This is a genomic window from Parasaccharibacter apium, from assembly GCF_002917995.1.
Classification (GTDB): Bacteria; Pseudomonadota; Alphaproteobacteria; order Acetobacterales; family Acetobacteraceae; genus Bombella; species Bombella apis.
Genome location: NZ_LMYH01000005.1, coordinates 61,678 through 74,020, shown reverse-complemented (window position 1 = coordinate 74,020; position 12,343 = coordinate 61,678). Strand labels below are relative to the sequence as shown.

Annotated in this window: 12 protein-coding genes, 1 tRNA gene and 1 rRNA gene; 6 read left to right on the top strand and 8 right to left on the bottom strand. The window is 59.7% G+C overall.

All coding sequences use genetic code 11. From position 1 onward, the window contains the following. The 3 genes from rrf to ASO19_RS02675 form a co-directional block, all read left to right on the top strand. A 5S ribosomal RNA gene (gene rrf, locus ASO19_RS02685) occupies positions 1–95 on the top strand; the annotation flags it as partial. Positions 96–133: 38 nt separating this feature from the next. Further along, positions 134–210: transfer RNA gene (locus tag ASO19_RS02680), tRNA-Met, on the top strand. 299 nt (positions 211–509) lie between these two features. Then, entirely contained in the window at positions 510–1,331 is an 822-nt protein-coding gene (locus ASO19_RS02675) for a hypothetical protein (RefSeq protein ID WP_103791289.1), read from the top strand. 87 nt (positions 1,332–1,418) lie between these two features. Here the strand turns inward: ASO19_RS02675 and ASO19_RS02670 are convergent, their stop codons facing one another. From ASO19_RS02670 to ASO19_RS02635, 8 genes are all read right to left on the bottom strand, one after another. After that, complete coding sequence (locus ASO19_RS02670; RefSeq protein WP_043559686.1) at positions 1,419–1,841, bottom strand: organic hydroperoxide resistance protein; 423 nt, start codon at positions 1,839–1,841, stop codon at positions 1,419–1,421. A 177-nt stretch (positions 1,842–2,018) separates the two neighbouring features. After that, positions 2,019–4,181 (bottom strand): glucans biosynthesis glucosyltransferase MdoH, encoded by a 2,163-nt coding sequence (gene mdoH / locus ASO19_RS02665; protein WP_249090413.1) that lies wholly within the window; start codon positions 4,179–4,181, stop codon positions 2,019–2,021. Positions 4,182–4,186: 5 nt separating this feature from the next. Next, positions 4,187–5,722, bottom strand: a complete 1,536-nt coding sequence (locus ASO19_RS02660) for a glucan biosynthesis protein (RefSeq protein WP_081562586.1) — start codon at positions 5,720–5,722, stop codon at positions 4,187–4,189. Between the two features lie 122 nt (positions 5,723–5,844). Next, the gene (gene bioD / locus ASO19_RS02655) at positions 5,845–6,534 is read right to left on the bottom strand and encodes a dethiobiotin synthase (protein ID WP_052349014.1); all 690 of its coding nucleotides are present in this window, start codon (positions 6,532–6,534) and stop codon (positions 5,845–5,847) included. A 5-nt stretch (positions 6,535–6,539) separates the two neighbouring features. Next, a complete protein-coding gene (locus ASO19_RS02650) occupies positions 6,540–7,319 on the bottom strand; it encodes a methyltransferase (protein ID WP_103765334.1) in 780 nt (259 codons plus the stop codon). Beyond that, on the bottom strand, positions 7,316–7,954 hold the full coding sequence (locus tag ASO19_RS02645; RefSeq protein ID WP_249109844.1) for an alpha/beta fold hydrolase: 639 nt from the start codon (positions 7,952–7,954) through the stop codon (positions 7,316–7,318). Before ASO19_RS02645 ends, ASO19_RS02650 begins: the two co-directional genes overlap by 4 nt. Beyond that, positions 7,951–9,135: an aminotransferase class I/II-fold pyridoxal phosphate-dependent enzyme gene (locus ASO19_RS02640; RefSeq protein WP_086442222.1), complete on the bottom strand. Its 1,185-nt coding sequence runs from the start codon at positions 9,133–9,135 to the stop codon at positions 7,951–7,953. Before ASO19_RS02640 ends, ASO19_RS02645 begins: the two co-directional genes overlap by 4 nt. Next, positions 9,132–10,388: an adenosylmethionine--8-amino-7-oxononanoate transaminase gene (locus ASO19_RS02635; protein WP_103765333.1), complete on the bottom strand. Its 1,257-nt coding sequence runs from the start codon at positions 10,386–10,388 to the stop codon at positions 9,132–9,134. The genes ASO19_RS02640 and ASO19_RS02635 overlap by 4 nt, the downstream gene beginning before the upstream one ends. A 241-nt stretch (positions 10,389–10,629) precedes the next feature. Here ASO19_RS02635 and ASO19_RS02630 point away from each other — a divergent pair, with 241 nt between their 5' ends. The 3 genes from ASO19_RS02630 (at position 10,630) to ASO19_RS02620 (ending at position 12,327) form a co-directional block, all read left to right on the top strand. Next, entirely contained in the window at positions 10,630–11,151 is a 522-nt protein-coding gene (locus tag ASO19_RS02630; RefSeq protein ID WP_043559746.1) for a hypothetical protein, read from the top strand. Positions 11,152–11,179: 28 nt separating this feature from the next. Then, entirely contained in the window at positions 11,180–11,701 is a 522-nt protein-coding gene (locus tag ASO19_RS02625; RefSeq protein ID WP_143539872.1) for a DUF5384 family protein, read from the top strand. A gap of 74 nt (positions 11,702–11,775) precedes the next feature. Beyond that, complete coding sequence (locus ASO19_RS02620) at positions 11,776–12,327, top strand: invasion associated locus B family protein (RefSeq protein ID WP_166651599.1); 552 nt, start codon at positions 11,776–11,778, stop codon at positions 12,325–12,327. Positions 12,328–12,343: the final 16 nt, after the last annotated feature.

Below are 12,343 nucleotides of genomic sequence, written 5' to 3'. Positions count from 1 at the left end.
ATCCATACCCGATCCCATCCCGAACTCGGCCGTTAAAGCCTCCAGCGCCTATGATACTGCTCCTTAAGGAGCGGAAAAGTCGGTCGCCGCCAGGTCCCCTCGCTCACCCACCCTCATAAAAACCACCCACCAACGCGGGGTGGAGCAGCCCGGTAGCTCGTCAGGCTCATAACCTGAAGGTCGTAGGTTCAAATCCTACCCCCGCATCCATACCCACAAAATCAGAAATAAGTTGATACGGAACCATCGGCATACTGCTTGTCAATAGCAGAGCTATATTGTGGGGAAGCGTGCCTGCAGAGGCATGCTGTAGACAATGTAAATATAAAATTAAAAACGGTAGTGTTTGTTTTGTGTGTCACTTGTTTTGATTTGACATTAGAAATACACAAATCATATAGTTAAATAAATTAGATGTAATCATGCTTCTTTTAGAAGAAGTATAACAATTACTGATGTAATGATTTGTTATTCATTGCATTTTCTCTAAAATAGGAGATTGCATAGGCATGCGTGGTGTTGTTGTTAAACTTCCGGATAGTGAACCCGGTATTATTGTTGCAGATGGTACGCAATATAACTTTCAAATTGCAGGCTCATGGCAGGGAAGTGTGGCCCCTTCAGTCAATCAGACAGTGGAATTTACGGAAGGGACAGGGGGAGTTGCAACAGATATCACTACCATATCGCGAGAAACCTTGGCTCAAGAACGGTTGCACACTCTTGGGAAAGGGCTCATGGACAAGGGAGAAGGGTTTTCGGATAATCTGAAACCATATGTGAAGCTGCAAATAGAACTTATGACGCTTCCATCTCTTGTAGTAACTGCAGCTATGGAAATTTCTTACTTCTTTTTTTCAGCTTTTTATTTCAATCAAAAGATCCCTTTTGTGAATACTGGATTTTCTGTGACTATTGATCAGCTTCTGGGAGCTGATATAGGCATGAATGGCATAGGATATTCCTTCACATTTCTTCGTGTTGTTGGTCTGTTGGTCATGTTCGTACCTTGGGTCACGCCGTGGTTGTCGTTTCCCAGAAAAAACTTTTTAAATCTCTTACCGTTGCTTGTGGTCTCATGCCTGCCCTTCCTCATGTATATGAAAGCAAAGTCATTTTTTGAGGATCTGCAGAGCTCTACAAATGGGCTCATGAATGGTTTGGGTGGATTGTTCGGGCAATTTTCTGCCCAGCAAGCGCTCTCAATGCCTGACCCGGGAGTGTTGGCCAGGAAGGTGATATCCCAGATTACGTTTGGATTTGGGTTCTGGGTTACCTTACTGGCAGCAGTGGCGCTTGTCATTACGACATTCAAGAAGAGACCTTCATGATGTCAGCGTGGCTATTGCTACACTACAATGAAGCAATCTCTTAAGACAGAAGGGCAGGGCGCTGGGTCAGCGCCCTGTTCCAACTAATCAGACCAGCGTAACGACCGTCTTGATATTTCCCTTCGTAGCATTGGCGTAGGGGCAGACGAACTCCGTCTTCTTCACCAGCTCAGCGGCTTTCGTCCGGTCCATCCCCGGCAGGGACACCTCAATGGCAACTTCCAGCCCGAAACCGCCGTCAGAGCGGGGACCGATGCCGACTGTAGCTTGAACATGCGTGTCCGCAGGAATTTCGATCTTCTCTTCACCAGCAACAAATTTCATGGCACCGAGGAAACAGGCGGAATAACCAGCAGCAAAAAGCTGCTCCGGGTTATTGCCCTTGCCATTGCCACCCATTTCTTTGGGAACACCAAGGTCAACACGGAAGCTGCCGTCTGTGGTCTCTGCAAACCCATCCCGGCCACCGGTTGCGCGTGCCGTGGTTTTGTAAACAACGTTGATGGACATGAACCTACTCCCGCCCCCATGCGAAGGGCCTGTTATGGTGGTTGGTCCCAGCCGGTCCCGTGGGATACCGACTGGAAACCTCTGCCTGTAGAGATGGGCTCTGCGTCGTTATAGACAATGGGGCTGCCCCATAAAAAAATCAGGGCAGCCCCAACTCTTGTTCAAGATGTATAACCGTCAGTGGTGCTGTGGCGCATCTGTAAGGTTGGGTGTGCTGACAGGGAGGTCAGCCAGAATGGCAATGTCATGGCCACAGCTCAGGACAGCAGCCTTCTCCGCTGGTGTCAGCTGTGCCAGAGCGTCTTCCAGAGTTGCACTTTCCTGAAGCTTCAGGGAGCCAGTCAGCAGCGGCACGGAGATGGGGTCTCCTGGCTTCCGAGGGGGAGGCAGTGTCCGCAGGTGGGCATGTCTCAGGGTTGAACTGCTGCGAAGAGCGTGAAAAGCCTCCACAATTACAGGATGTGGGTGATTCCGTTCTTCATGTGCTTTCTGGATGATCGGCGGTGGCGCCGTTTCTTCAGGAATGAGAAGAAGACCAGCTTTACGCATTGCCTGACCAATCCGGCTGCTGCTGGTGAAGCCGACAAGAGGAATGGCCAGCAGCAGGCCGATCAGGACAGGCAGCATCCAGAGGAACAGGGAAAGGGACACGGACCACGCCGCAGCGCTCAGGATGAGGCCGAACAGGCTGTAGAACCAGTATTTTCGCACCGTATCAGCCCAGGGCAGGCTGCCATCGTCACGGTTCTGGGCCTTCCAGCCGGAATCACGGCCCAGCAGGATGGACAGGATGGCCGAGGTCTGGATCAGCATGGCAATCGGGGCAATGAGTGCCCCAATGAGCGTTTCCAGAAGAATGGACCAGCCAAGCCGTACCACACCACCTGCCTGTTCCCGCTCTTTGGGGTCAAGACAGATGGCAAGAAAAGCCAGAGCCTTGGGGGCCAGAAGGACGATCATGGTCTGGATGAAGACCAGCCGGGCCAGAATGGGATCCACGTGCGGCCAATGTGGGTAAAGGCTGCGCTGTGTGCTGAAATATTCTGGATGATAGAAATGTGCCTGCAAGGCAATGAGAATGCCAAAGAGCAGGAACAGCAGCCAGAGTGGTGACATGATGTAAGAACCGATGCCCACCAGCATGTGGGACCGGCTGACCCAGTGCATCCCCCTGGTGAAGAGGATACGGGCGTGCTGAAGGTTCCCCTGGCACCAGCGGCGATCCCGTACGGCAATGTCCGTCAGGGAAGGGGGGCTTTCCTCATAGGAACCACTCAGACCCGGAACCATGTGGATGGCCCAGCCGCCACGGCGCATCAGGGCTGCTTCGATGAAGTCATGGCTCAGAATATGCCCGCCAAAAGGTGGCTTGCCGGGAAGGTGTGGCAGACCGGCCTGCTCGGCAAAGGCCTGCGTGCGGATGATGGCATTATGGCCCCAGTAATTACCTTCCGAGCCATGCCACCAAGCAATCCCCTGTGCAATCAGTGGCCCATAAACACGTCCGGCAAACTGCTGCATCCGGGCAAAGAGTGTCTGTCCCCCCACGATGACAGGCAGGCTTTGAATGAGACCAACCTGCTCATGCTGTTCCATGGCGGCCGCCATGCGGACAATCAGTCCACCATCCATCAGGCTGTCTGCATCCAGGGTGAGCATGGCCGGGTAGGCCCCGCCAAAACGGGTGACCCATTCGCCGATATTCCCTGCCTTGCGGTCCGTGTTCTTGAAACGGCGGCGGTAGAACAGGTGCTTGCGGGCGTAATCCTGTTTGTGGAGGTCCAGAATGGCCTGCTCTTCCTGCACCCAGATGTCTGGATCAGTCGTGTCGGAAAGGATGAAGATGTCGAAATGGTCGCCCCGTCCCGTCTCCTGAAGGCTCTTGAGCATGGCCCGGAGATTGGTCATCACCCTCTGGGGCGGCTCATTGTAGGTGGGGAGCAGGATGGCGGTCTTGCCGGACAGTTGCGGCAGTGGGCCGGTGCGGCGGATGCCAAGCCCCAGCCCGCCATGACGCAGCATGGCCCAGAAGCCCCCGAGTGCTGAGGCGCAGGACAGGGAGATCCAGAAGCTGAGGATACTGAACAGCCCCAGCATGATGATCCCTAGCGTGCTTGTCCCCAGGGAGTTGAAGACGGCGTTGATCTTGACCACGCTGTAGCCGGTCAGGAGGAAAGCAGCCCCAAACACGGCCAGGCGCCGCAGCCAGAGCAGCGTCGGGGTCGTAGGGAGCCGCCAGAAGGCCCGGCCATGGCGGTCCGGTGCCTTGTGGAGGTCCTGCACGGGCATGGGCAGGGGCGATTCGGGAGGAAGAAAAGCAGTCTGCTGCGTGTGTTGCATCTCTCTCATGGGGTCCAGCGGTACAGCCATGTCTCGGAAACAGGCCCCTGCATGTTGGCCAGCTGGACCTGAAGCTCGCAGAGTTTCGCCTCCCCAGGGGTCAGCTGGAAGAAGGCCCGGATGCCATTGATGTCCGGATTTGGCATGAGTGTGATGGCTCCGATGCTGCCTGTCGATGTCTGGGCGACAAGGTGGTAGGAAGCCGGATCGGAAAGTGTACGGAACGGCTCACCATCAAAATCCAGCACGAACTGGACCCTGTCGGGGTGATCCGTCACGGCACCGACACGGGTATCATGGATGCGGGCCAGATGGGTCGGCCATGGCGTGTCCCAGCCCCAGTACATGCGATACGTGAAGTTGTAGCTCTGCCCGGCCTTCATGGGGGACTGGGGGCGCCAGAAGGATACGATGTTGTCGTTGACTTCACTGGGAGTAGGAATCTCCACCAGATTGACACTGCCCCTGCCCCAGTTGCCGACAGGCTCCACCCATAAGGAGGGGCGCCTTTCGTAATGCAGGGCGAGGTCTTCATAATCATGGAAGGACCGTTTGCGCTGCATCAGCCCATAGCCATAGGGCCCGGCATCACTGAAGGATGAGAGCTGGAGGTCGGTCGGGTTGGTCAGCGGGCGGTAGATGTTCTGGCCAGCGCCCGTCCATATCTGGAGGGCTTCACTATCATGGGCGGCAGGTCGCCAGTCATTCACATGCACCCGGTCATTGGCATCGAAATAATACATGCCTGTCAGTGGGGCGATACCGCCTGCCGAGATGTCCACACGGGGGAAGAAGGTGGACTGGACATCAAAAAGGGTCGTCTCCCCGGGACGGATGGTAAAGCGGAACGCACCGGTCAGGGAGGGGCTGTCCATCAGGGCATGCAGGACGAGGGACTGGCTGCCCGTAGCAGGCTTCTCAAGCCAGAAGGCCCGGAAAACGGGGAATTCCTCACCAGTTGGTGTGCCGGTATCCTTGGCAAAGCCCCGGGCAGACAGGCCGTAATTCTGCCCTTTTGCCACGGCACGGAAATAGGAAGCCCCGAGGAAAACCGCACATTCCTCCATGACATCAGGCCGGTTGAGGGCATAGCGGATGCGCAGGCCGGAGAAACCCTCCCCGGCGCTGATGTTCAGAGAGGAATCCCGGCTGCTGAATGTGTCAGCTGTGCAGGTGATGGGGTGGGCGGCGCCATTTTCGACCTCAAAAACATCAACCTGCTGTTTGTACAGATAGCCACGGGGAAAGAACTGGACATCGAAGGCCAGATGGTCCTGTCCCCAGAGGGTTTTTTCAGGATTGAACTGGATGGACGAAAACTGGTCGAACGTCATGTGGGCCAGAGAGTCAGGCAGGTCCTTCGGTGGTGCATGGTAGCTTCTGCCGGCCAGAGCCTGGGCCAGGGAGCGCACGGTACCGTCATCAAAATGGGTCGGAGCGACGTCGACTGTCTGTGCCCGCAGGCTGCGTCCCCCTGCAAGAGCCAGTCCTGCTCCGAGGCTCATACCTGCTTTTACAAGTTCACGACGATGCAGTTTCATGATGTACTTTCAAAACCCCGCCTGTCCATACAGTCTTGTTCCCTGTCTAACCCGGGATCAAAGGGTGAGGGAATGGTAATTTCAGGGCAGATTACATTAAAAAAATGTAGTCTCAATGCTGATTAAAGGGGACTGTTCAGGTTCCATATTTCCTCCCAGGACGGAAACTGGCCCGTTATCCTGTTGATATCATGGGGCTCTGGTGTGCCGGGAATTGCGGGAAGGTGATGGAGAGACCGGGTCCGTCCCAGCCGTTCCAGCGTCTGGCTGTTCTGGGGAGAGGCTGGCCCATTGGTGATGAAGCCGAGGACAGGAATATCACGTCGATACAGGGCTTCCAGGCTGAGCAGTGTGTGGTTGAGCGTCCCCAGCCCGCTGCGTGTGACCAGAATGACGGGCAGGCCCAGTCGGGCGATGAGGTCGATCATCAGCATGGTATCTGTCAGGGGGACCATGAGGCCACCAGCTCCTTCCACGATCAGCGGAGCCTGCGGGACAGCAGGCAGGGTGAGCTGGTCAGGGTCCAGCGTCACACCTTCCAGCAGGCCGGCCGCAGCCGGTGCCAGGGGGGCCTGAAAGGCATGGGCCGGGGGCAGGAAATGCCTGTCCGGCAGGCCGGTCAGACGCTGGACGGTGGGTGTATCCCCTTCTTCTTCAGCCAGACCGGTCTGGAACGGCTTCCAGTATGTGCCCTGCCACGCTTTCGTCAGGATGGCACTGGTGAGCGTCTTGCCAACGCCGGTATCCGTCCCGGTGACGAAAACGCCTTGCGGAGCCGCCTGTGGCAGAGGAGAGGGGGAGGAGAGGAGCATGGTGGTCAGTGTCCTTTCTGGAAGGCGCCGAAGGCGGCCTGATAGGTCACATGGTCGAAATGGCTGTCAAAATGGCGCATGGCCCTGCGCAGGCCCAGGGTCGGCTGATGCCCGTTTTTCGGCAGGGACGCCCCGATCATGCGCAGCCCCTTCAGGAAGTGCTGGGCTGAGGGGGTGGGGTCATGGAGCGGGCAGGCGTCCCATTGGCCATGCCCTCCCGGTGGCCAGTCCTGCTGAAGCTGCGTGAGGGTGGGATAGTCCGGCACGCCACAGGGAATGGCGGCGGCTTCACAGCTTTCCTGCCATTCATGCAGGCTGTCCGCCAGCAGTGTGCTGACCATCAGTCGGCCGCCAGGCCGCAGGAGAGCCACAAGGTCACGGAAGGCTCCGGCCCGGTCCTCGAACCATTGCAGGCAGAGGCTGGAGGTGATGAGGTCGAACCCTCCACCTGTTTCATCCTGTGGCTGGGGGTGTTCCCCATCCATGACATAAAGATGCACGGTTGCGGGCAGAGGAGCCAGAGTCCGGCGGACCCTGTCCAGCATGGCAGGGGCCAGGTCGGTCAGGTGAAGTTCCGCCTGCGGGAAAGCGGTCACCAGCTCACGGCTCAGCAGGCCGGTTCCGCAGCCGAATTCCAGAATCCGGCGGGGCGGGTGCAGGAGATGGCTCTGGCAGATGCGCCCGGCCAGCATCCGGGCGCATTGTTTCTGGATGAAGGCCGCCTGTTCATAATCGTGGGCGGCATCAAAGCGGGCGGCAATGTCGGTCTTGCGGTGGGATGTCATGCCAGAGGAGTGTCCCTGATGATGCGCCTGAGAAGGATGGCGCAGTCCTGCGGGTGCGTGAGGGGCAGAAGATGCCCGCCGGGCAGGCTGATGCCATTGGCTGCGGGACCCAGCCCGTTTCTGGCAGGAGAGAGCGGGTCATCCGGGCTGTGCAGGCTGTGGAGACGCCCTTCCCAGCGGGGCAGGAGGGGGCGGTGGTCCATCCCGGCCAGTGCGGCAAGACCGGTTTTCAGGGCTTCATGGTCCAGCGTGGTGGGGAGAACGGGATCGGTCTCTCCACACATCTGGCGGAACTGGCGCAGGACATCCCGTGGCTGACGGTCCAGCTGCCGGATCATGCGGTGAAGGATGCGTTCTGGCACACCGTCCGGGAAATTCTCGTCTCTGGTGAAGCGGGCAAAGCCGTTGATGCTGATGAGGCCAAGGCAGTGCGGTGCTTCCAGGGCCAGCAGGGAACAGGCCCCGGCGGAATGGCCCACGGCCCAGAAGGGAGTTTCCGGCAGGTCTGGCCGTGTCGTCGCTCCGAAATAGCCCGCATCAGCACAGACATGCCGGAATTCCGGCAGATGCTGCCGCAGTGGTGTCCAGAAGCTGGCATCATAGCCCCAGCCATGCAGGAAATGGAGCGTCATCATCGGGGCGTCACACTCCGCAGGCTGTCCAGCAGGGCGTCGCCGAGCTGGTCTATGGTGGTGGCGGAAAGGCGGCTTTCCAGAGCGATCCGCAGGCGGGCCGTGCCGGGCGGGACGGTGGGCGGACGAATGGCAATGCTGAGGAATCCTTTTTCCTCCAGAGAGCGGGCGACATGCAGGGCCGTTTCACTGTCTCCGATCATGACCGGAATGATCTGTGTGCTGGAGGGGCCTGTCTTCCACCCTGCATCATTCAGTCGCTGGCGCAGACGGCTGGCCTGATGCTGGAGATGCAGGCGTTCAGCCTCCAGTGAAGGGACGATCTCAAGGGCGGCATCCAGTGCCCCGAGGCAGGCAGGGGGCAGGGCCGTGCTGTAAATGAAGCCGGAGGCCTGATTGACCAGATAGTCGCAGAGGGCCCGACTTCCCGTCACGAAGGCTCCCATTCCACCCAGGGCCTTGCTGGCCGTGCTCATGGTGATGTCCGCCAGCCCGCTGGACAGGCCGCACCCACCCGGCCCCAGAACGGCGGTGGCATGGGCTTCATCAACGTACAGGAAGGCCCCGTGACGGTCTGCCAGTGCCCGCAGGGCGGGGATGTCGGCCCGGTCTCCATCCATGGAGAAGACAGTCTCGGTGATGACGAATTTCAGGCCCTTCTGGTCGGCATGGCGGTCCAGCAGGGTTTCCAGATGGGCAAGATCGTTATGATGGAAGCGCACCTGCCGCAGCCCGGCCGCCAGACAGCCATGATGCAGGCTGGCATGGTTCAGGCGGTCCATGAAGAGGATGGCCGGATGGCCCGTCTGCTGGCGGGACAGGTGGTTGAGGGCGGGGAGCAGGGACGCATTGGCCTGCCATCCGCTGGCGAACAGCAGGGCCGCCTCGCTTTTCTTGAAGCGGGCCAGTTTTTCTTCCAGCTGCGTGTGCAGGGGCAGGGTACCGCTGACAAGGCGGGAGGCCCGTGCGCCTGTGCCGTACCGTTCCGCCCAGTCTGCCGCCCTCTGGCGCAGCAGGGGATGGTCCGCAAGGCCGAGATAGTCGTTGGAGGTGACATCAACCAGCTTCCGGCCCTGACGGAGCAGAGAGCCGCCCTGCCGTTCCACGGGGACAAGATGGCGGCGGGTATGCTGGCGGTCCCGCTCATGCAGGGCTGCCTGAAGGGCGGACTGGAGGGTGTTCATCCCAGATGGTCCTTCAGGACATGATGGATGCTGCCGGTCAGTCTGCTCAGCTCATCGGGCGTGATGGTGAAGGCGGGCGTGAGATAGACGATGTGCCGGAAGGGACGGACCCAGACGCCCTTTTCGATGAAGGCCCGCTTGAGGGCCTCCGGGTCATCCAGCGTTTTCAGCTCCACGACACCGATGGCACCCAGAACACGGACATCCCTGACGCCGGGCAGGGAGCGGCAGGGTTCCAGCTCTGCTGCCATCTGGGCACTGATGGACTGGACCTGTTCCAGCCGTGGCTCCTGATCGAACAGGTCCAGCGAGGCATTGGCCACGGCACAGGCCAGTGGATTGGCCATGAAGGTCGGACCATGCATGAGGGCATGGAGCGGATCATCCGAGAGGAAGGCCTCGAACACGTGTTTCCGGGCAATGGTGGCGGCGAGGGGCATGGTGCCGCCTGTCAGGGCCTTGGATAGGGTGATGATGTCCGGCGTGATCCCGGCCTGTTCGCAGGCGAAAAATGTCCCCGTCCGGCCGAACCCGGTGAAGATTTCATCAATGATGAGCAGGATGCCGTGGTCATCGCAGAGACGGCGGAGATGACGGAGGGTTTCCGGCCCGTGGAAGAGCATCCCGCCTGCCCCCTGCACGAGGGGTTCGGTGATGATGGCGGCGATCTCGTGGCTCCGCTCGGAGAGAAGGGTTTCCAGTGCCGCCAGCGTCCCGGGCGTGGTGGGGAGGTCGGCAATGATCTGCGGTGTCAGGGCCTCTCCGAACAGGCGGTGCATCCCTTCTTCCGGGTCGCAGACGGCCATCATGGCCAGCGTGTCCCCATGATACCCGCCCCGGAAGGAGAGGAGCCTGTGCCGCCCTTCCCGCCCCTGGTTGAGCTGGTACTGGATGGCCATCTTGGCTGCCACCTCCATCGCCACGGACCCTGAATCGGTGAAGAAGACCCGCTCCAGATCGCCGGGCAGCCGGTCTGACAGACGCCGGGCCAGTGTCATGGCGGGCTGGTGGACCATCCCGCCGAACATGACATGCGGCATCGTTTCTGCCTGCCGGACGAGGGCCTGCCGGATATGGGGATGGTTGTAGCCGTGGCAGGCCGTCCACCATGAGGCGATGCCATCAACAAGCGTCCGTCCATCCGCAAGGGTGATGGTGCTGCCGGAGGTGGCGGCAGTCTCCACCGGCATGGGGGCGGTCTGCATCTGGCTGTAGGGCAGCCAGAGATGGGGGAGGGTGCTGGCAGTGGTCATGGGGCTGGGTCCGTCTGACAGTCAGGGAAACATGAACTGGTTCACTATCGGACCGGTGATGTCCCGTAAAGGTGGAAGAATTTTGCACGAATCCGGCTTGACGATGGGGTTCCTGTTTCTGGAAAAAGGGATGGTTGGCCTTCCCGGGTGGTGCTGCCTGGAGGGATGTTCCTGTAATGGAAGGCTTTTTTCATGGCCCTGTCTGTATCTGTGGTGGGCTGTTCTGGAGAGTGGAGAGACCATGTTGAAAACCCGTGGCCTGATGGCTGTCATGATCGTACCTTTTCTGGCTCTGGGTGCCTGTGTGACGCCGGGACAGGAGTCACGGCCGGATGTCTATGACCAGTCCCAGGTCAATACCGTGCAGCGGGGCCGTGCCGTGCAGATCATTTCCGTGTCTGCTGCCCGTGTGAACGTGGACAATTCCCGTAACCGCGATACGGCGAAGATTGTCGGTGGCATTCTGGGGGCAGCTCTTGGCAGTGGTCTGGCCGTTGGTGCTGGTCATGCTGGCTGGGGCGGTGGTCTGGCTGCTGGTGCCGGTGGTGCCCTGGGGGGATCCCTTGTGGGTGGGCAGGCTGTGGGTGGTCATACGCTTGTTGATGGTGTGACGATTGCTTACCAGGACCGGGCTGGCGGGGATGTCCTGCTCTCCACACAGGTGGGCCGGACTTGCGAATACCGGCCCGGTACGGCACTGCTGGTGTCAACGGGTGAGAATGGGACCCGTGTCCAGCCCAATGCGGCCTGCCCGAAGCGTTGAGGCAGAGTCTTTCCCGGAGGAGGATGGAATGATGCGTTCAGGTGGATGGAATCGTATGTTGCTGGCTCTGGTTCTGGCAGCTCCCTGGGGGATGGGGGGGGCCGCCCTTGCACAGGCGACAGACCCTGCCCAGCTCGAGACACTTGGGCGCATCCAGGACAGTCAGGACCAGCGCCGTCTGGCGTTGGAGGCCGCCCAGCAGCAGGCTGCCCGGGCGACGCAGCAGAGGCAGGAAAGGTTGCGGCGGCAGGCAGCGGACAGTGCTGCCCGCATTGCGGCTGCCCGCAATTCCCGCAGTGATGCGGAATGGCAGGATGACCGGCGTTACAAGGAGGCCAGCCGTGAGCTTGAGCTGAAGGAAGAGCAGCTCAAGCTGAAGATGCTGGAGACCAGGGCCAGCCGGGAGGATGACGTCATCAAGGCCGATCTCGCCCGGAAACAGGCCGAGACGGACCGTGTGATCCAGACCTCGCAGGGCGATGCCAAACTGAAGGCGGATGTGGGCACGGCCGCCCGGATGGCGCAGCGGCATTGGTGGGAAAGCAACTGACAGGCTGGTGACCAGCAGGGTCCTATGGTCTATAAGGCCGGACGACTGAAATGGCTCGGGACGGAAAAAAGACCATGGCAAAAGGTGGTGTGGCGGTGCGACTGTTGGGGGGGCTCTGGGGCTGTGTGCTTCTGTCGGGGGTGTCCGCCTATGCGGCGTCCAGCCTGCCCAACGGGGCCAGCTCCCTGCGGGAGCGTTATCAGGACTGGGATGTGGCCTGCCTGGCACCTGATGATGGGGCAGGGGGGGATGGTCATGTTCAGTGCGCCATGCAGCAGCAGGCGCTGGAGCCCCGGTCCCACAGGCGGGTCATGAGCATCCGTCTTGAGACTGACGGAACGCAGGTGCGTGGTGTGGCTACGGTGCCCTTCGGGCTGGACCTGGTTCGTGGCCTGACACTGACCAACGCCTCCCAGCCTGTAGGGGATGTCTATTCCTTTTCCACCTGCCTGCCGACAGGGTGCCTTGTTCCCCTGAGCTTTGATGACCAGCAATGGGCTAGCCTGCTGAAAGAGCCGAAGGCCGTTTTCACGGCCATGACGTTTTCCGGCAAGCCGATGAAGCTCTTTTTCTCGACGAAAGGGCTGGATCAGGCCCTTCAGCGTGTTCGCAGCCTGACGCAGTGAAAAGAGCTTTCCCCGC